Here is a 19711-nt window from a genome sequence, read left to right on the forward strand (position 1 = left end):
ATCCGCAAATAAGACTGCCACTATGGGTCAGCGTTCAGAGCTCCCCAAGAAGATTCGCATTATTGGCGGGACTTGGCGCAGTCGTTTGTTATCGGTTATGGATTTGCCTGGGCTGCGCCCAAGCACAGATCGCATTCGTGAAACTTTATTTAATTGGTTAGGCCAAGATCTAACAGGTTTGCGTTGTTTGGATTTATTTGCTGGTACTGGAGCATTGGGTTTTGAGGCGGCTTCAAGAGATGCAGAGCTAGTGGTATTGATCGAGCGAGATAAAAAAGCCCATGCAAATTTATTAGCCACCTTCAAACTACTTCAATCTTCACCTGCATCAGGCTTAGTCGAGATATTGCATCAAGACAGTTTGGAGTTCTTAAGTCAGCAACCAAATCTTTCAAGCCATTTGATTTTTATCGACCCGCCTTTTCAGGAAGCGGCTTTGCTCGATAAAGCGGTCATACAAGCCGGTCGTATTTGTGATGACAGCTCTGGAGGTGGTATTTACATTGAATTTCCCTCTAGCCGGACTCTTAGGGAAATAGAAGCCCTATTGCCAGACTGGCATTGTGGAAAATACTTAGAGGCTGGACAGGTAAAAGCTTGTCTATTTCGCAGCAGAAGGGGCTAAACTCTTGCCTGTAGCTGATAAAGCCTTAGGAGCGTTATGACTGTTGCTGTATACCCTGGAACATTTGATCCCTTTACGCGTGGACACGAAGATCTGGTTCGTCGTGCGTCTAGTATTTTTGGTGAATTGATTGTGGGCGTTGCGGATAGCCGCAGTAAGCGCCCATTCTTTACTTTAGATGAGCGTATCGCAATCGCCAAGGAAGTGCTTGGTCACTACCCCAACGTCAAAATTGTTGGCTTTACTGGCCTGTTAAAAGATTTTGCGCGTGAGTACAACGCTCGCGTTATCGTGCGTGGTTTACGTGCTGTCTCTGACTTTGAGTATGAGTTTCAAATGGCGGGTATGAATCGCTATCTACTGCCTGATGTGGAAACTTTGTTCCTAACGCCATCTGATCAGTATCAATTTATTTCTGGTACCTTTGTGCGTGAGATTGCATCAATGGGTGGCGATGTGAGCAAGTTTGTTTTCCCATCGGTCGAGAAGTGGTTAGATAAAAAGATTGCTGCCGCCAATCAAGTTAAAGAGTAAGGCCAATAGCTAAATCATGGCCTTAATGATTACGGACGAGTGCATCAACTGTGATGTGTGCGAGCCAGAATGCCCTAATGATGCCATTTACATGGGGCTGGAAATTTACGAAATTGATCCCGATAAGTGCACTGAATGCGTGGGGCATTACGACGCCCCTCAATGCCGTCAAGTGTGCCCAGTCGATTGCATTCCATTTAATCCCAGTTACACAGAATCACCAGATCAGCTAATGGCTAAGTACAGATTGTTAACTGCAGCCGCCAAGGCAAAAATAGCTTAAGCCTCTTAGCCCTTGGAGTGCAATTCCAACATAGCCGTTTGAGAATCACCTTTGAGAAATAGCGGCAGAATTTGCAAGCCATTTTCAATGCTGCTCTCAATGAGTTTTTGCTCTACGAGTAAGGGCCTTCTCAAAACATAGTCAGCCACATCCATTACCCGTCCATCACCAGCTAAATCGCGTGGATGACCGATGCCAAGGCGTAGACGCCAGTACTCCGGCGTACCAAGGTGTGCCTGAATGTCTTTAAGGCCGTTGTGACCACCCGTCCCGCCGCCCAGCTTGATGCGAGCCGTGCCTGGCTTAAGGTCGAGCTCATCTTGAACTACCAAAATCTCTTGAGGCAACATTTTATGAAAGCGACAAAGCGCGCCTACAGCCTGACCACTTAGATTCATGTAGGTAGTAGGCTTTAGTAAGAAGAGGTCTTCCCCTGCCCATTTAGCCTTAGCCACTTTTCCATGAAAGCGCTTTTCAGCTTCAAAGCGGACGCCTAATTGCTTTGCTAAGGCGTCAACAAACCAGAAGCCGGCATTGTGTCGATCTTCTTGGTGCTCTTCCCCTGGATTACCCAGGCCAACGATTAATTTAGTCATGATGTGGGCTAAGGATAAAAGCTTTTCTACAAAAAAGAAAACCCGCGATTAAGCGGGCCTTCTCGTTTGCATAAAATGCAGCTTAAATCATTAAGCCTTATCTTTTGCAGCATCGGCAGCTGGAGCAGCAGCGGCTGCAGCTGGAGCAACTTCAGTATCAGCAGCTTTAACTGCTGGGATACGTGCATTAGCCAATACTGGGTTTTCTTGCTCAACATGCAATACCAAAGAAACACCTTTTGGTAATGTCAGGTCTTTAGCGTGAATGCCATGGCCGCCAACTTCAATGCCGCCTAAGTCTACTTCGATAAACTCTGGCAAGTCTGCTGGCAAGCAGGAAACTTCAATTTCAGTTGTGATGTGACTTACAACTGCGCCTTGCAACTTCACTGCATTTGAATTTTCAGCATTAATGAAGTGCAATGGAACGCGCATATGAACTTTCTCAGTCGCAGATACGCGCTGGAAGTCAATGTGCAAAACCAAAGGCTTGAATGGATGCATCTGATAATCGCGCAACAACACTTTCTGTGCTTTGCCGTCGATTTCGAGATCGAGGATTGACGAGTGAAACGCTTCCTTGCGGAGAGCATGGAACAGAGCGTTGTGGTCCAACTCAATTGCTACAGCTGGATTTTTGCTACCGTAGATAATTCCCGGAGTTTTACCGGAGTTGCGCAGACGGCGGCTCGCACCCGTTCCCTGTACGCTTCTTTCAAAGGCTACTACTTTCATATTGAATTCCCAAATTAAGGTTAATTTCCGTTCGCGACCAAACAGAAAAGCCTTCGATTATATCGTGGGATTGAGTGTTTTTGCCTACTTAGGGCTAAAAACTGCTAAAAATGGGGGTGAAACCGCTATTTTTAGCTTATTCAGCAAACATCGACATCACGGAATCACCCTTGCTAATACGGGAAAGGGTTTCAGCCAGTATGGGGGCAACGCTCAGTTGACGAATTTTGCCCACTTTCATGGCTTCTGGAGTCAAAGGAATGGTATCGGTAACGACGAGTTCATCTAATTCCGAAGCAGCAATTCGAGCCACAGCACCGCCTGATAGCACTGCGTGGGTACAGTAAGCCGTAACACCCTTAGCACCACGTGCTTTAAGCGCCTCAGCGGCCTTACAAAGCGTGCCACCAGTATCAATGATGTCATCCATGATCACGCAATGGCGACCTTCTACTTCACCAATGAGGTGCATCACTTCAGAAACGTTCGCTTTAGGACGACGTTTATCAATAATTGCCAAATCGGTACCCAATTGCTTCGCCATGGCGCGGGCGCGTACAACGCCACCGATATCTGGGGAAACAATGATGAGATCCTTCTTAGCCTTCTGTGCCTCTAGGTCAGCCAGTAAAACTGGTGAGGCATAGATGTTGTCTACCGGAATATCAAAGAAGCCCTGAATTTGGTCTGCATGCAGATCCATGGTCAAAACCCGCTCAATTCCAGCAACCGATTGGAGCATGTTGGCAATGATTCTGGCGGAGATAGCAACGCGTGCTGAGCGTGGGCGACGGTCTTGCCTAGCATATCCGAAGTAAGGGATCACTGCGGTTATGTGACTTGCTGATGCTCGTTTCAGGGCATCAATCATGATCATTAATTCCATCAAATTGTCATTCGTCGGCGCGCAGGTCGACTGAATTACAACAACGTTTTTACCCCGGACGTTTTCCTGAATTTCAACCTGAATTTCGCCATCTGAGAAGCGACCAACAAAGGCCTTTCCGAGGGGAAGATTGAGTTCTTTAGCGACAGCTTGAGCTAAAACGGGATTTGCATTACCGGTGAATAGAGTCAGTAAATCAGCGTTCATAGGAGCGGACATGGGCTATTTGAGAATTTTTGGTGTGGGTCGAATGGGTGTCTTTTAGTCGCATCTACAGTTGTTGGCAGGGGAAGAAGGATTCGAACCTTCGCATGCTGGAATCAAAATCCAGTGCCTTAACCAGCTTGGCGATTCCCCTACAGGTCAATCTGAAGAGATCAAATTGTAAGCGGGATTTTTATTTAGCCCCCGAACAATTCGACCTACCCATCCTTTTGGAAGATTTTGCAAAAGATTTTCTAGTTTTGCGGTATCTGTTTTGGCCGCTAAGGCTGTAAATACGCTACTTCCAGAGCCAGACATACGAGGCTCCGAGTTCGGTAACGCCACGCTAATCCAATCTAATGCTTGCTTCACTTCAGGACATATCCGCATCGCTACCGCCTGACAATCGTTCAAATGATTTGACAATGGCGATGCAAGAAAGCCATCTATTGTAATCGGAGCGTGATCTCGGGTCAATTTAGAGTCTAGAAAAATACTAGCAGTGGCTATGCCCTTGTTGGGAAAAATGACCAAAAAATCTCGATTTTCCAAGGCAATACCTTGTATTTGCTCGCCAATTCCTTCTACAAAGGCGTTATGGCCAAAGATGAAAAAGGGGACATCAGCCCCAAGCTGTAAGCCTAACTGACTAAGGCTCGCTTTATCTAAATGGAGATTCCAAAGCTGGTTCAGGCCGATCAGTGTCGAGGCGGCATCTGAGGAGCCGCCACCAAGGCCAGCCCCCATGGGGATTTCTTTTTGGAGATGAATTTCAACGCCACTAGAAACCTTGCCAAATTCTTTGAGCAGTCTGGCGGCACGAACCACTAAATCTTGCTCTGGTGGGACGCCAGGAATTGGGTTACTCCGACGCACTTCATTTTCAGGGATGGTTTTCAGGGTGACCGTGTCGCACCAATCGATCAACTGGAAAGCTGATTGAAGGAGGTGATAACCATCGGATCGACGTCCAACAATATGTAGGAAAAGATTGAGCTTTGCTGGGCAGCTTAGCTCCAATGTGGCTTGCTTTACTTCAGTCATTCGGGGAATCAAATACCAAGCGAATATCAATCGACCCAATATTGGAGCTGCGAGTCATGACGAGTTTTTCTAGGCGATTGGATTCGCCCCAGTTGTAGTTCAGAGTCCAGCCGTCTTGAATAATTTTGCTGACCTGACCTTTTGTATTTCTTTCGACACTGGCATTACCGCCTGGACGTACTTCGCCGCGCAACCAATTTGAAAGACCGCGTGCGGGCAGTGGCAAGCCTAAAGCATTCTGAAGTAATGTGTCGGCATCAATCGCAGTAATCGTTTCACCATTGCGTTCTAGTGTTGCCTCACCAGGTGTAATGGTGATTTTGGCAATCGAGCCACCAACAGGATTACGAATTTCTAAAACGTCTTTGAGTGCGTCTTGCGTTAAGGTAAATCCGCCAGATCCACCTTGATTTTGGCTGTCAGTGAGGCCAGTGATTTTGACCGCAAAACGACCATCCCATAAGCCGTTAGGGGCCTGTACTGCAAGCGACCAGTCTGGTTTCAAGCGCTTTAGAGTCTCTTTCAGCGTCGCGTTATTCGCATCAAGTTTTTGCCCCTGACGCCATACGTCTTCAGCCTCGGCGGTGCGGTTCATTGTCCAGAGTACTTCGCCTAAATGTGCCGCAATATCTGCTTCAGGTTTCTGTGTGAATGCCTGTTGCAGCTGTTCTAGGGCAAGTGCGTTTTTACCTAAGCGAAAGTTAACCCACCCAAGACTATCTAAGATAAAACCATCACGTGGTGAGAGTTGGTGCGCTTTATTAATAAGCGTAAATGCTTCAGGTAATTTGAGATTACGGTCTGCAAGCGAGTAACCCAATGCATTGAGGGAGTTCACATCGTTAGGGTTCTTGCGCAAAATTTGACGCAATATTTTTTCCATCACATCCATATGCCCAGATTTTTCAGCTGACATGGCATAGGTGTACAAAAGATTGGGATCTTTTGGTTCAGGCTTTACTGCTGAAACGATTTCATAAAAAGCTTGTAACGCTTGCGTTTCATCATTCGCCTTGCCCAACAAGGATTGCAATTGCAATAAGGTATTTTCTCTTTGCGCTAGGGTTTGTTGATTGAGAAGCTCAATCGTTGGCTTCACTAGATCTGGCCAGCGCTGACTTAATGCCAGCAAGGTAATCAACACTTCTTTTGGCTTAGTCTCAGATGGTGGGGTGAGGGTATCCCAGAGTTGAGTGGCTTGTAGTGCTAAATCTGGCGATCCGGCGGTGATCGCAATTTCCATAGCCCGCTGTGCCAAACGGGGATCTCGGTACTGCCGAGCCATCTCCATGTAGGTGTTGTATGCCAAGCCTGCCTCACCGCGCTGCAAGGCGATCTCCGAGGCAAGGACTTCAAATACACCTTCGCCGGTATCTGGACGATTAGCCTGCGCAACAGCAAGAGTTGGCAAGCATGCTCCAGCACCTAGTATTGTTGCGATGAATAAACCCTGAAAATATGGCTTAAGCGTAAATTTGGTCATAAGCACATTCTAATCCGCGAATCTACAATCCATTTATGCCAGAACTTCCAGAAGTAGAGGTCACCAGACTTGGGATTCAACCACACCTTGAGGGGCGCAAAGTGAGCGCTGTTCAGGTCATTGATGGCCGTCTGCGTTGGCCGGTCCCCAGTAATTTAACCAAAATACTTCCAGGCCAGAAAGTAAGCTCCATCAAACGTCGTGGCAAATATCTGCTGCTCGAGATGGAGACTGGCTATCTATTGCTGCACCTAGGTATGACTGGCACATTGCGAGTGCTGCCTAGTAGCGATCCACTCAAAATACATGATCGCGTGACATTTGAATTTGGAAAGCTCAGCTTGCGCCTGCATGACCCCCGCAAATTTGGCGCAGTGCTATGGCACCCTAAATCAAAAGGTCCCGTCGAGAACTATCCATTGCTACTCAAATTAGGAGTAGAGCCTTTCTCCCCAGAATTTTCAGGAGAGCTTGGTGCCGAGGTTTTGTATCAACATTCGCGAGGCCGCAGCGTTGCTGTGAAGCAATTCTTATTGGCAGGTCAAGCCGTGGTGGGTGTGGGCAACATCTACTGCTCAGAAAGTTTGTTCGAGGCTGGCATACATCCTGCAAAAGCAGCGGGTAAGTTAATGCGGCCCCAGTGTTCTCGTTTAGCGGCTGCAGTGAGATTGATTTTGAAGCGGGCCATTGATGCCGGTGGCAGCACCCTGAAAGACTTCGTCAATAGTGAAGGTGACCCGGGCCACTTCATGGTGCAAACGAAGGTCTATGATCGAAAAGATCAACCATGCAAAGTGTGTAAGACGCCCATCAAGCAAATTGTCCAAGGGCAGCGCTCCACGTATTTTTGTGCGCAATGTCAGAAGCGTTGATATGAGTTTGATCAAAACCTTTTCCAAAAAACTCATCGCTTGGCATGGGGTAGACGGTCGTCAAGGTTTGCCTTGGCAAAACAATCGTGATCCTTACGCAGTGTGGGTTTCAGAAATCATGCTGCAACAAACACAAGTTGCTACGGTGTTGGAACGTTACCCGCGTTTTATGAAGCGCTTTCCAACGGTCAAGAGATTGGCTGCGGCTGATATTGATGAAGTTCTCGCTGAATGGGCCGGACTAGGCTACTACTCAAGAGCCCGAAATTTACACGCTTGCGCAAAGCAAGTCATGGAGCAATTTTCTGGCAAGTTTCCAAGTGATCCCGTCTTACTGGAGCAGCTCAAAGGTATTGGGCGTTCTACCGCAGGCGCAATTGCTGCATTTGCCTTTCATGAGCGTGCACCGATCTTGGACGCCAATGTGAAACGCATCCTCGCGCGTTTATTTTGTATCGATGGCGCCTTGCAAGATAAAAAAGTGAATGATCAACTGTGGAGCTTAGCGAGCTCACTGCTCCCCACCAAGTCCGAAGATATGCCAATCTATACCCAAGCCTTAATGGATTTTGGAGCGACTTGGTGTACTTCCCGCAAGCCGGTATGTTTGACCGGTGAGAGAAAATGCCCTTTCGCAAAAGAATGTCAGGCCAACTTAAGTGATCAGGTACTGTTATTTCCGCAAAAGACCATTAAAGCAAAGTCACCTGAATTTGATTGCGACATGCTACTACTGCGCCATGGCAATCAGGTCTTATTACAAAAGCGTCCGAGCAAGGCAATTTGGGGTGGTCTATGGTGTTTGCCAGAGTCTGCTTGGGTGGCTAAAGCAAAAGTCAGCAAAGTGGGTGCCACTCCGAAGTTAGAAGATTTACTGGCGCTGACTTTATCTAATGAGACAGCAGGCCCCTTGCTAAAACTAGGTAAACAAGTTGAACGTGGAGAAAATATTAAACATATCTTTACCCACAGACGTTTATGGATACAAATTTGGAATGTTCAAACAAGCAAAGCGTATGCATTCGCAAGTGGGGATTTAAAGTGGGTGCCCTTGGCTAAGTTAGGGCAGTATGGCTTGCCGCAACCAATCAAACTGCTTTTACAGGGATTGAGTCTAGCTCGCGGTGACGATCTAAAAAATTAATCTGTAATTCGGCAAGCTTCTTTTGTGAGTGAAAGTATTCGCTAATACGATTCACAAGATATACCGATCGATGTTGTCCACCAGTGCACCCAATGGCAATCGTCAAATAGCTCCGACCTTGTGCGATGTAATGGGGCAACCATTTTTCAATAAATTGAATGATGTCGCTCTCCATGCTTGCCACCTCTGGAATTTTTTCCAGAAATTCGATAACGGGTTTGTCATTGCCGCTTAATGGCTGCAACTCTTTGTCATAGTGAGGGTTAGGCAGGCAGCGCACATCAAAAACCAAATCTGCCTCACTCGGTATACCCTTTTTAAATCCAAACGATTCAAAGATAACGGTTAGACCAAGGGGTTTATCTTTTAGTAAATCATGAATCCATGAGCGCAAGGTGTGGGCTGGAAGGTTGCTAGTATCGATGCTATGGGCTTGGTCTTTTAGAGGCTCAAGTAAATTCCGCTCTCTATCAATGGCCTCGATTAATGTGGCTGATTGAGGATTGTTAGCATTGTCTGAAAGTGGGTGGCGCCTGCGAGTTTCTGAAAAACGTTGAACCAGAGTCTCTGTACTGGCGTTCAAAAAGATAACCCTTACCTCATGTTGGCGGCGGAGGCTTTCAAGAATGAGTGGTAGATTGACAATGGATTCTCCGCGACGCGCATCAATTGCTACCGCGACTTGTTCGCATTTTTCACTCTCTAGAGTGCTGACGAGATTTTCAAGCAAGGACACTGGCAAGTTGTCTACACAATCATAGCCAGCATCTTCAAAGGCTCTCAGTGCAACTGATTTACCTGAGCCCGAGATTCCGGTAATCAGATTAATTTGCATATTACAGAAGGCGCCCTTGAGTTTTGCTTGACTCAGCCTCTGCATTCATTTGAATGCGCTGACGTTCAATAAACTCTTTAAGGGTGTCAATACCCCGTAATTGCAAGATCGTATTACGAACAGCTGCTTCAACGAGAACTGCCAAGTTGCGCCCCGCAGCCACTTGAATTTTTACCGTCCGAATTGGAATGCCCAATACATCAATATGTTGGGCTTCCAGGGGAAGGCGTTCAAATTCGCCATCGTTACGGCGCACTAACTGCACAATCAAGCGTAGTTTTAGTTTGCGGCGTACTGCAGTCTCGCCAAAAATGGTTCGAATATCCAACAGACCCAGGCCGCGCACTTCTAGGAGGTTGCGCAAAATGACTGGGCAACGACCCTCAATGTAGTCTGGTCCCAGGCGCGCAAAGTCAACTGCATCATCAGCCACTAGACCGTGGCCACGGGAGATTAATTCAAGACCTAATTCGCTTTTACCTAGCCCAGACTCACCTGTTAATAAAACACCAAGGCCCAAGATATCCATAAAGACACCATGCATGGTGATCTGAGGGGCGCCAATCTTGGTCAGATAGGTGCGCAGGTGGTCAATCACCTCGGCTGCAGAAACAGCAGTGGTGAATAAGGGGGTTGATGAGCGCTGGCAAAAAAGCTGTAGGTCAGCATCGGCTGCCTTGCCATCAGCAACAATCACGCAGGGAGGCGTTTTAGAGATGAGGCTGGAGATTTGCTCTTGCCGCTGCTTAGGCTCTAATGCTGCGTGGTAATCGACTTCTTGTTCACCAAAAATCTGGATACGACTGGGGTGAATCAGATTTAAGTGCCCAACTAAATCTGAGCTCGCTGCAGCAGCTTTAATGGCTTCTGGGGGAAACGTGCGATCTGCACCTTCCAACCCACCGATCCAAGAAAGTTTTAAGTCAGAAACGTTGTCATCAAAAATCTGCTGGGCGTTCACGCCCTCTAGGAGCAAGGGTTGTGTCATTACTGGGAACCCCATTGTTGCAAAAGCTGACACACCTTTTCTGGGTCACTTTCCGTCGCTAGATGTTTACGTGCATCTGAATCCGATAAAAGCTGTGCGATAGACGACAGAATTTCGAGATGTTGCTGAGTTGCTTTTTCAGGGACCAATAAAAAAATCAAGAGCGATACTGGCTCGCCATCTGGTGCTGCAAAATCAATCGGGTTTTGCAGGTTGATAAAAGCAGCTACCGGATGTTTCAGGCCTTTGACTCGACCGTGCGGTATTGCAACTCCTGCGCCAAGTGCGGTTGATCCTAAATCTTCTCGAACATTTAAGAAGCCAATAACGGCTGCTGCATCAATACCAGTATGCTTTGCAAAGAGATCGCCAGCGACAGCAAATGCATCAGAACGGTTTTTGGCCGGATTATTTAATGCAATGCAGTCGAGGGCGAAAAGATCTATCAGGGCAGTCATATCAAGTGATTATAGGTGTCCTGAATCAACACTTACTCAAAATGCTTATCGTGATAGTGATCTTGAATTTTTTCTTTGTGTTTCACGACTTGACGTTCCAACTTGTCAACAACTTGATCCATCGCATGATAGAGGTCTGCGTTATGCGCCTCAGCGAATAGCTCCTTGCCTTTAAGGTGAATCGTAATCTCCGCTCCCTGGCGAAGATCTTTCTCTTTAGCGTTATCGACAATCAAAATGGCTGAGGCATCAAGCACGTGGTCAAAATGCTTACGAATTTTGGCTAGACCGGCTTCTAAGTGGCTGCGCATGGCAGGTGTCACTTCTACATGGCGGCTATTAATCTTTAAATTCATCTTCAGCTCCTTTTTGTGTGCATGCGCATACATATTCCTGGGGTGCGCAGCATGCCCCGTAATTTTTATACTTGTCTGGTACTTGTATCTTTGGAATGAACTTCATGAACCTCCAGCGTATCAGCGATTTTGCTGAAATCCAAGAGGGTAAACCGCTTTATTTCAGAAATACCCCCTAAAAAGGGAATTCTTACATCCTGAAGTTTTCGCCTAGGTAGACCCTACGGACAGCATCATTTTCAATAATTTGGTCTGGTTTACCTTCAGCCAGAACGCTACCTTCGCTAATGATGTAAGCGTGATCGCAAATACCTAGAGTTTCACGAACGTTATGGTCGGTGATCAAAACGCCGATTTGACGATCGCGTAAAAAACGGACGATTCTTTGAATTTCCCCAACAGCAATAGGGTCAACACCGGCAAATGGCTCATCTAACAGGATAAATTTAGGTTGAGATGCGAGCGCGCGCGCAATTTCCACGCGTCGGCGTTCGCCACCGGAAAGCGATAGTGCGGGATTGTTTCTGAGGTGGGTAATTTGCAACTCACCTAAAAGTTCATCTAGGCGTTGGGCAATCTCAGCCTTACTTAAAGATTTACCATCCTGAACTTGTAGCTCTAGTACTGCCTGAATATTTTCAGCAACATTGAGTTTTCTGAAAACAGATGCTTCTTGCGGCAGATAGGACAGGCCCATTCTGGCGCGTTCATGAATCGGCAGATGGGTAATATCGGTGCCATCTAGAACAATGTTGCCACCATCTAACGGGACAAGACCAACAATCATGTAGAAAGAAGTAGTTTTGCCTGCGCCATTCGGGCCAAGCAGTCCAACCACCTCGCCGCATTTCACTTCAATCGACACATCGCGCACAACGGTTCTGGAGCCGTAGCGTTTTTGCAGGTGATGCGCGCTAAGGGTTGCAGGACTATTATTTTTGCTTAAATCTGCTGTCATTTCTCTAATGTGGCTTTTCGTCTTGGTGAAAGAATGGCTCTAGCCAAAGGCAAGTCATCTACTTTTGCATCTGTTGGAGGTGATACGCGATAGTACTGCTTAATATCATCGTACTCAATTTTCCAGCCACGCAATTGATCTAGCATCTGCATGTTGAGTAGTCGTTTTAAGCTGGCATCACCTGTTAGCGTCAGAAACTCCGTTTTAGCGTTGTAGTTGATATTGGTAGCGCGGCCTTGCATAAATTCGTCAGCAGGTCCCTCACGTTTCTGTCTAAAGCTCGCGACTTCTTCGGGCGTGCCTTTCATATCAACATATTCGTAGCCTTCAGGATCTACTTTGATATTTCCTTGTTCACCCGTAACAACAATCGTCCCTTTAATCAGGAGAATTTGGCCATTTAGCTCATAGGTTTGTTGCACATCGTTTACAGAAACTTTTTCTGCCTCTAGGATGAGAGGTTTATCTTGGTCTGCTTTTTCGGCATGAGCCAGCGGCATGATAAAAATACTCAAGCCTGTTAAACCTAAAACAATATTTCGAAGAGGGCGCATAGCAATCACCTTACTGCGCCTCTCGCGGTAGACGCTCAATGCGACCTTTTACCTGTCCTGATAACACCATACTTTGGTCTACATTATTAAAGGTGCCACCATCAGTAGAGTTCATGACTGACATTCCTTGCTCCAGTCTGATCGGCCTATCGGTTTCAATGATGTCGTCATTAATGAGTACTTTAAAGTAAGACGATCGTGCAAGCATACGCAATGTTGCTGGTTCGGTAGCAGTAGCTGCTTGTGCTGGACGAAAAATTTCAGCATTGTCGACGAGGTCCAGAATGGTGAGATCACCGTCGAGATGACCCGTATCTGACTTTACTGTGACTGGTGCTTTATCTGCTTGAAATAAACGCATGCGCGGCGTAAGGATATCGATTGATGCGTCATCGTCGTAGTGAGTTACTTTTTTACCCAGCACTCGATATTTTGTATTGCCAAGTTCATTGAGGGCTGATAGCGCACCATTCTGAATAGTGTAGTCGGGCTCATGAAGTCGAACACGTTCAAGTAATGAGCTTTCTGGTGGCGTATTTTTTTTAACAAGCCAAAAAGTAATCAGGGTAATTGTGCCCATCAAAATCAATGGCATTAGGCGCAATATGGTGCGACCTAAACTAACTTTGATTTGCTTGGGATTGAGTTGCATTACTGATTGCTTAATTGCGAGCTTGGTTTAGCAGTTCTTCATAGCGGTTTTGCGCTTTGAGAATGAGATCGCATAACTCACGTACTGCGCTACTACCACCAACGCGACTGGTGACAAAATGCACGCTCTCCTTAACTGCTTCGTGTCCTTGGGCGGGGCAAACTGTAAAGCCAGCTTTACGCATCATTTTAAGATCTGGCCAATCATCACCCATGACCGCACAGTCTGAGTGAGTTAAAGATAAAGACTTCAAAATTTTCTCGAGCGCAATTGCTTTGTTATCAACACCCATGTGGACATGCTTAATGCCCAACTCCTCGCAACGAGCTAACACCATTTTGGAGTTGCGACCAGTAATAATGGCGGTGGGAATGCCGCATTGCTCTAGCAACTTGATGCCTAGACCATCTTGAATATCGAAAGCTTTTAAAGATTCTTTGCCGTCAGCCCCAATGAATACTTGCCCATTGGTCAACACCCCATCCACATCCAGTACTAAGAGCTTGACTTTGCCAGCGCGTTCCCATGCTTGTGGATATTGGCTTAGAGGATTTGTATTGTGAGTATTAAAAGCGCTTGGCATGAATTAAATAAACTACCTTAAATAACTTTAGCTGCAAATAGGTCATGCAGATTGAGGGCACCGAGTAGAGTGCCGTTGTTATCGGCTACTACTAAATGGTTAATGCGATATTTCTCCATCATCTCAATGGCTTCTTCAGCGAGTAGTTCTGGTGGAATGGTTCTCGGTGCCGAGGTTGTCGCTTCCTTCAAAGTCACACCATCCAGATTGGTACTCTTCTCTAGCAAGCGGCGTAAATCACCATCAGTAAAGATGCCTGCCACCTTGTTGCTGGCATCAAGCGTGATGACCATGCCCATCCGTTTAGCGGTCATCTCTAACAAGGCTTCTTGTAGAGAGGCTTGGATAGAAATCTTTGGTGTTTCATCAATACTGCGCATGACTTCGCTCACGTAACTTAATTGCTTGCGACCGAGTCTGCCGCCCGGATGTGAGCGAATAAAATCTTCAGCCTGAAAACCTCTGGCATCCAAGAGCGCAACGGCAAGGGCATCACCCATCGCTAAAGCTGCTGTGGTGCTGGTGGTGGGCGCTAAGTTAAGAGGGCAAGCCTCTTTTTCTACGCTGGTGTCCAAATGCGCATCCGCTAACTTTGCCAGGGAGGATTGGGGTGCGCCAGTGAGGGCGATTAGTTTTGCACCAGTGCGTTTAACAATCGGGACGATTGTCAGCAATTCATCTGTTTCCCCAGAATTCGATAGGGCAACAAATACGTCTTCACGAGTGACCATCCCCAAATCACCGTGACTTGCTTCAGCAGGGTGCACAAAGAAGGCCGGGGATCCAGTGGAAGCAAAGGTTGCAGCAATTTTGCGGGCAATATGACCAGATTTGCCGATGCCAGACACCACAATCCGTCCTTTGCAGTCATGCAAAAGCTCTACCGCCCGCACCAGGGCGTCTGCATTAGGCCCCTCAAGGCGATCACGCATTGTTTGCAGTGCGGTAGCCTCAATAGTGAGGGTATCGCGTGCAAGCTTTAGGGTTCGTTCACGAGTCTTAGCTATCATCGAGTAAGTATATGCCGTCAGTCCTTCAATTAACTCTCATCTTGTTGGCCTCCGCTGTGGCCGGAGTGGTTATTTTCCGCTATTTTGGCCTGCCCCCTATTTTGGGCTATTTAGCCATTGGTGTCTTGATTGGTCCTAAGGCCCTAGCTCTAGCAAATGATTCAGCCACCGTAAAGTATTTAGCTGAATTTGGGGTGGTTTTCTTAATGTTCTCGATAGGCCTGGAGTTCAATCTCCATAAGCTTCGGGCAATGCGGTCTATCGTTTTTGGCCTAGGCAGTAGTCAGGTCGTTTTAACGATGCTCTTGGCAGTGCCCGCTAGCCTTTTTATGAACTGGATTTACCCCATTTCTTGGCAGGCGGCTATTGCCCTGGGCGGTGCGTTAGCGATGTCTTCGACGGCAATTGTGACTAAGCTGATTTCCGATCGCTCTGAATTTGAAACTGAACATGGTCGCAACGTAGTCGGAATTCTGTTATTCCAAGATTTGGCGGTGGTGTTCCTATTAATTCTGTTGCCATCACTGGGTAAAAATCCTGGCGACTTGATCCTGGCCTTAACAGCAGCCTCCATCAAAATTGCTGTGGCTTTGGGTCTCATTTTTGTCATCGGTCAAACCTTGATGAGTCGCTGGTTTAGCTTGGTTGCCAAATTGCGCTCTCAAGAACTCTTCATGCTCAATCTCTTATTGATTGTGTTGGGTATGGCGGCACTTACTGAGCACTTCGGTTTGTCTTTGGCGCTCGGTGCATTTTTGGCCGGGATGTTGATTTCAGAGACGCCCTATCGGCATCAGGTTGAAGAAGATGTGAAGCCTTTTAGAGATGTCTTGCTAGGACTCTTTTTTATTACGATCGGGATGCAACTTGATCTTGAGGTGATTTATCAACAGTGGATGCTAGTGCTGCTTTTGTTAATTGGACCGCTGATCTTTAAGTTTGGTTTGATTGCTTTGCTGTCCCGTGCTTTTGGATCAAGCCCTGGTATCTCGATTCGGACTGGCTTATGCCTAGCGCAGGCTGGTGAATTTGGATTCGTTCTGCTCAATCAGATTGACGGTTTAGATTTGATTGACCATGCCTTAAGTCAGGCAGTGTTGGCGGCAATGCTGATATCAATGTTTGGCGCACCATTCTTAATTCAATACAGCGATCGTATTGCGATGCGCTTCTCTAGTAACGAGTGGCTATTGCAATCATTGGCATTGACACGCGTTGCTGCCAAAAGCGTCCGCACTGAAAACCATGTGGTGATTTGTGGTTTTGGTCGTTCGGGACAAAGTCTTGCACGCATGCTGGATCAAGAAAAAATTCCTTATATTGCTTTGGATATGGACCCCGATAGGGTGAAAGAGGCAGCCGCTGCTGGTGACAACGTCTCGTATGGAGATGCCAGTCGTGAGAATTATCTAATCGCAGCAGGCTTATCTAAAGCCAAGGCCGTCGTCATTACTTATGCAGATACGCCGGCAAGCATGAAGGTCTTATATCAAGTGGAACGCTTACGACCAGGCATGACGATCCTGGTGCGTACTAAGGATGATGCAGATTTAAGTAAGCTGCAGGCAGCAGGTGCAACTGAGGTGGTGCCAGAGTTGATTGAAGGTAGCTTAATGATGGCATCACATGTCCTGCTGATGATGGGCGTACCCATGCGTAAAGTGGTCAGAATTGTCACCAATGCACGCGAGGCAAGGTATAGCTTATTGCGCGGATATTTCCGCGGGTCTGAAGCGGATGACTTTAATGCAAATGAATCTTGGCGTTTACATTCCGTGACCCTATTGCCCGAGTCAATCAGCATTAACAAGACGCTAGGTGAGCTCAATCTGGAAAATGACGGTGTGAGTGTACAAGCCGTGCGCCGTAAAATCAGTGGTGCAGATTACGTCAAGCTAGACCTTAGCCCTGATTTGCGTTTACAGGCAAATGACATCTTGGTGCTATCAGGCAATCCAGAAGCGACCGATTTGGCCGAATCTAAATTGCTCTGATGTGCTTGTCGTATTGACTGTTATTTTTTCTGGGTTTTTGTTGCTGGTTTACGAGCTAGTAATGGCGCCAAGTAATGGCCGGTAAAGCTCGCTTCATTCTTAGCCACATCTTCTGGAGTTCCAGTAGCAATAATTTGCCCACCACCAGCACCGCCCTTAGGCCCTAAATCAATAATCCAGTCGGCGGTTTTAATGACATCCAAGTTGTGTTCAATGATGACAATCGTATTGCCTTGTTTCTTCAAGGTTTGAATGACAGTGAGCAAGAGTTGAATGTCATGAAAGTGTAAGCCAGTCGTCGGCTCATCCAAGATATATAAGGTTCTACCGGTGTCACGCTTGGAGAGTTCAAGGGATAGCTTTACACGCTGTGCCTCACCGCCTGATAGCGTAGTGGCGCTTTGTCCGAGTTTGACATAGCCAAGACCAACATCTAGCAGGGTTTTGAGTTTGCGTTTCACCACAGGTACCGCTTCAAAGAATTCATGTGCTTGCTCGATCGTCATCGAAAGCACTTCATGAATGTTTTTACCTTTGTAGCGAATATCCAAGGTTTCACGGTTGTAGCGTTTACCGTGGCAAACATCACAAGGCACATAAACGTCTGGTAGAAAATGCATCTCTACTTTGAGAACGCCATCGCCTTCACATGAATCGCAACGGCCACCTTTGACGTTAAAAGAGAATCGGCCAGCCTCATACCCACGTTCACGGGATGAAGGAACGCCAGCAAACAATTCCCGAATCGGGGTGAAAAGGCCTGTGTAGGTTGCTGGGTTAGAGCGTGGTGTTCTGCCAATTGGAGACTGATCAACGCTAATAATTTTGTCGAAATGCTCTAAACCTTTGATGGCATCGTGAGCAGCAGGTTCTGCAACTGAGCCATAAAAATGTTGGGCTACCGCATGATGCAAGGTGTCATTAATTAAGGTTGACTTACCTGAGCCCGAAACGCCGGTGACACAAGTTAACAAGCCTACTGGAATTTTGGCATGGACAGATTGCAAGTTATTACCGCGTGCACCAATCACTTCCAAGAAGCGATCGCCAACTGGAATACGTTTTTCAGGAATTTCAATACGTACACGTCCTGCTAGGTAGGCGCCTGTGAGAGATTTGGGATTCGCTTCAACTTGGGCAGGTGTGCCTTCTGCAACAATCTCGCCGCCATGAACGCCAGCGCCAGGACCAATATCGATGACATAGTCGGAGGCGCGAATCATGTCTTCATCGTGTTCAACGACCAACACGCTATTACCTAAATCACGCAAATGCTTGAGTGTGCCAATTAAGCGATCATTGTCGCGTTGATGTAAGCCGATTGATGGCTCATCTAATACGTACATGACGCCCGTTAGACCAGAGCCAATTTGTGAGGCTAGACGAATACGTTGGGCTTCACCGCCAGACAAGGTATCGGCGCTACGTTCAAGCGAGAGATAGTCGAGGCCGACGTCGTTTAAAAAACGTAAGCGTGCGCCAATCTCTTTAACAATCTTATCGGCAATTTCTCGTTTGGCACCCTTCAATTCAAGGGCTTCAAAATATTCTTTTGCTTCTTTGAGTGGCAGGGCGCTGATTTCATAAATCGCACGTGATTGTTTTTTCTCGCCTACCTTTACAAAGCGCGCTTCTTTGCGAAGACGGCTGCCACCACAATCTTTACAAGTTTGCATATTTTGGTAGCGTGCTAATTCTTCGCGGACAGTGGCTGAATCAGTCTCTTTGTAACGCCTCTCAAAATTGGCAACGATGCCTTCGAATGGGTGCTGACGCACACTGAGTTTGCCGCGCTCGTTGATGTACTCAAATGGAATTTCAACATCGCCAGAACCCAGGAGGACGAGATCTTGTTGTTTCTTGCTGAGGGTCTCAAAAGGCTTCTCTACGTCAAAACCACCATGCTTAGCCAGGGTCTGCAAGAGTTTGAAATAAAACTGATTGCGGCGATCCCAGCCTTTAATAGCGCCAGATGCTAAGGAGAGATCTGGATGGGCAACGATCCGTTTTGGATCAAAGAAAGATTGATGACCTAAGCCATCACACGAAGGGCAAGCACCCATCGGGTTGTTAAACGAAAAGAGGCGTGGCTCTAGTTCTTGCAGCGAGTATGAGCAGACTGGGCAAGCAAATTTGCTGGAGAAGATCATGTCTTTGCCTGTATCCATGTCGACGATCATGGCTTTGCCATCGGCAAGACGTAAGGCAGTTTCAAATGATTCGGCTAAGCGTTGCTGAATATCAGGGCGTACTTTGATGCGATCCACTACAACCTCAATGGAATGCTTATCGTTTTTCTTTAACTCTGGTAGTTGATCTACTTCAAAGATTTCTGCTTTAGCAGTATTGGTGGTGCCACCACCGGAGCGCACTCTAAAGCGCACAAAACCTTGGGCTTGTAGATCTTGAAAGAGATCTACAAACTCGCCCTTACGCTCGCTCACAACGGGAGCCAAGATCATCAACTTGGTATCTTCCGGCATTGCTAAAACGGTATCGACCATTTGAGAAACGCTTTGAGCTTCTAATGGAAGATCGTGATCGGGGCAGTGTGGCGTACCAGCACGCGCAAATAACAAACGTAAGTAGTCATGAATTTCTGTAACTGTGCCAACGGTAGACCGTGGATTATGGCTAGTCGCTTTTTGTTCAATGGAGATGGCGGGCGATAGACCCTCGATCGTATCGACGTCAGGCTTTTCCATGAGTTGCAAGAATTGACGGGCATAGGCAGAGAGTGACTCCACATAGCGACGTTGACCTTCGGCATACAGGGTGTCAAAAGCCAGCGAGCTTTTTCCGGAACCAGATAAACCAGTCAAGACGACTAACTTCTCTCTAGGAATGTCTAGATTGATATTTTTGAGGTTGTGCGTGCGCGCACCGCGGATCTTAATTTCGTTATTCATGATTTTTT

General features: G+C 46.9%; 21 protein-coding genes and 1 tRNA gene. 6 read left to right on the forward strand and 16 right to left on the reverse strand.

What is annotated here, in order from left to right:
- The first annotated feature begins 22 nt into the window (after positions 1-22).
- From rsmD to ICN49_RS01385, 3 genes are read left to right on the forward strand one after another with little or no spacing between them, the layout of a single operon-like run.
- Positions 23-625, forward strand: a complete 603-nt coding sequence (gene rsmD / locus ICN49_RS01375; protein ID WP_216164817.1) for a 16S rRNA (guanine(966)-N(2))-methyltransferase RsmD — start codon at positions 23-25, stop codon at positions 623-625.
- 36 nt (positions 626-661) lie between these two features.
- The gene (gene coaD, locus ICN49_RS01380; RefSeq protein ID WP_216164820.1) at positions 662-1159 is read left to right on the forward strand and encodes a pantetheine-phosphate adenylyltransferase; all 498 of its coding nucleotides are present in this window, start codon (positions 662-664) and stop codon (positions 1157-1159) included.
- Between the two features lie 16 nt (positions 1160-1175).
- Complete coding sequence (locus tag ICN49_RS01385) at positions 1176-1442, forward strand: YfhL family 4Fe-4S dicluster ferredoxin (protein ID WP_216164822.1); 267 nt, start codon at positions 1176-1178, stop codon at positions 1440-1442.
- A 5-nt stretch (positions 1443-1447) separates the two neighbouring features.
- On the opposite strand, the gene pth is transcribed toward ICN49_RS01385, so the two are convergent.
- The 6 genes from pth to ICN49_RS01415 all read right to left on the reverse strand — a co-directional run bounded on the left by pth (position 1448) and on the right by ICN49_RS01415 (position 6390).
- Positions 1448-2038, reverse strand: a complete 591-nt coding sequence (pth, locus tag ICN49_RS01390; protein WP_216164825.1) for an aminoacyl-tRNA hydrolase — start codon at positions 2036-2038, stop codon at positions 1448-1450.
- Between the two features lie 90 nt (positions 2039-2128).
- The gene (locus tag ICN49_RS01395; protein ID WP_216164828.1) at positions 2129-2773 is read right to left on the reverse strand and encodes a 50S ribosomal protein L25/general stress protein Ctc; all 645 of its coding nucleotides are present in this window, start codon (positions 2771-2773) and stop codon (positions 2129-2131) included.
- A gap of 136 nt (positions 2774-2909) precedes the next feature.
- Positions 2910-3866 (reverse strand): ribose-phosphate pyrophosphokinase, encoded by a 957-nt coding sequence (locus tag ICN49_RS01400; RefSeq protein WP_216164830.1) that lies wholly within the window; start codon positions 3864-3866, stop codon positions 2910-2912.
- A 74-nt stretch (positions 3867-3940) separates the two neighbouring features.
- Positions 3941-4017, reverse strand: a tRNA-Gln gene (locus ICN49_RS01405).
- 5 nt (positions 4018-4022) lie between these two features.
- On the reverse strand, positions 4023-4907 hold the full coding sequence (gene ispE, locus ICN49_RS01410) for a 4-(cytidine 5'-diphospho)-2-C-methyl-D-erythritol kinase (RefSeq protein WP_216164833.1): 885 nt from the start codon (positions 4905-4907) through the stop codon (positions 4023-4025).
- Entirely contained in the window at positions 4900-6390 is a 1491-nt protein-coding gene (locus ICN49_RS01415; protein WP_216164835.1) for a lipoprotein insertase outer membrane protein LolB, read from the reverse strand. The genes ispE and ICN49_RS01415 overlap by 8 nt, the downstream gene beginning before the upstream one ends.
- 35 nt (positions 6391-6425) lie before the next feature.
- Between ICN49_RS01415 and mutM the strand changes: the two genes are divergently transcribed.
- Complete coding sequence (mutM, locus tag ICN49_RS01420) at positions 6426-7262, forward strand: bifunctional DNA-formamidopyrimidine glycosylase/DNA-(apurinic or apyrimidinic site) lyase (protein WP_216164838.1); 837 nt, start codon at positions 6426-6428, stop codon at positions 7260-7262.
- Between the two features lies 1 nt (position 7263).
- On the forward strand, positions 7264-8406 hold the full coding sequence (gene mutY / locus ICN49_RS01425; protein ID WP_216164841.1) for an A/G-specific adenine glycosylase: 1143 nt from the start codon (positions 7264-7266) through the stop codon (positions 8404-8406).
- Here mutY and rapZ read toward each other — a convergent pair.
- The 9 genes from rapZ to ICN49_RS01470 form a co-directional block, all read right to left on the reverse strand.
- On the reverse strand, positions 8351-9241 hold the full coding sequence (gene rapZ / locus ICN49_RS01430) for an RNase adapter RapZ (protein ID WP_216164844.1): 891 nt from the start codon (positions 9239-9241) through the stop codon (positions 8351-8353). The two genes, mutY and rapZ, sit on opposite strands and share 56 nt — an antisense overlap.
- A gap of 1 nt (position 9242) precedes the next feature.
- On the reverse strand, positions 9243-10217 hold the full coding sequence (hprK, locus tag ICN49_RS01435) for an HPr(Ser) kinase/phosphatase (RefSeq protein WP_216165282.1): 975 nt from the start codon (positions 10215-10217) through the stop codon (positions 9243-9245).
- 11 nt (positions 10218-10228) lie between these two features.
- Positions 10229-10687, reverse strand: coding sequence for a PTS sugar transporter subunit IIA (locus ICN49_RS01440; protein WP_216164847.1), 459 nt, complete (start codon positions 10685-10687; stop codon positions 10229-10231).
- Positions 10688-10719: 32 nt separating this feature from the next.
- A complete protein-coding gene (gene hpf / locus ICN49_RS01445; protein WP_216164850.1) occupies positions 10720-11043 on the reverse strand; it encodes a ribosome hibernation-promoting factor, HPF/YfiA family in 324 nt (107 codons plus the stop codon).
- A 190-nt stretch (positions 11044-11233) separates the two neighbouring features.
- Positions 11234-12001, reverse strand: coding sequence for an LPS export ABC transporter ATP-binding protein (lptB, locus tag ICN49_RS01450; protein WP_216164853.1), 768 nt, complete (start codon positions 11999-12001; stop codon positions 11234-11236).
- A complete protein-coding gene (gene lptA / locus ICN49_RS01455; protein WP_216164856.1) occupies positions 11998-12555 on the reverse strand; it encodes a lipopolysaccharide transport periplasmic protein LptA in 558 nt (185 codons plus the stop codon). Before lptA ends, lptB begins: the two co-directional genes overlap by 4 nt.
- A 10-nt stretch (positions 12556-12565) precedes the next feature.
- On the reverse strand, positions 12566-13207 hold the full coding sequence (gene lptC / locus ICN49_RS01460) for an LPS export ABC transporter periplasmic protein LptC (RefSeq protein WP_216164859.1): 642 nt from the start codon (positions 13205-13207) through the stop codon (positions 12566-12568).
- A gap of 10 nt (positions 13208-13217) precedes the next feature.
- The gene (locus ICN49_RS01465) at positions 13218-13790 is read right to left on the reverse strand and encodes a KdsC family phosphatase (RefSeq protein WP_216164861.1); all 573 of its coding nucleotides are present in this window, start codon (positions 13788-13790) and stop codon (positions 13218-13220) included.
- A 17-nt stretch (positions 13791-13807) separates the two neighbouring features.
- Positions 13808-14800: a KpsF/GutQ family sugar-phosphate isomerase gene (locus tag ICN49_RS01470; protein WP_216164865.1), complete on the reverse strand. Its 993-nt coding sequence runs from the start codon at positions 14798-14800 to the stop codon at positions 13808-13810.
- A gap of 11 nt (positions 14801-14811) precedes the next feature.
- Between ICN49_RS01470 and ICN49_RS01475 the strand changes: the two genes are divergently transcribed.
- Positions 14812-16794 (forward strand): monovalent cation:proton antiporter family protein, encoded by a 1983-nt coding sequence (locus ICN49_RS01475; RefSeq protein ID WP_216164867.1) that lies wholly within the window; start codon positions 14812-14814, stop codon positions 16792-16794.
- A 20-nt stretch (positions 16795-16814) separates the two neighbouring features.
- On the opposite strand, the gene uvrA is transcribed toward ICN49_RS01475, so the two are convergent.
- Positions 16815-19703 (reverse strand): excinuclease ABC subunit UvrA, encoded by a 2889-nt coding sequence (gene uvrA / locus ICN49_RS01480; protein WP_216164870.1) that lies wholly within the window; start codon positions 19701-19703, stop codon positions 16815-16817.
- Between the last annotated feature and the right edge of the window lie 8 nt (positions 19704-19711).

This window comes from Polynucleobacter finlandensis (assembly GCF_018881755.1).
In the GTDB taxonomy this organism is placed as follows: Bacteria; Pseudomonadota; Gammaproteobacteria; order Burkholderiales; family Burkholderiaceae; genus Polynucleobacter; species Polynucleobacter finlandensis.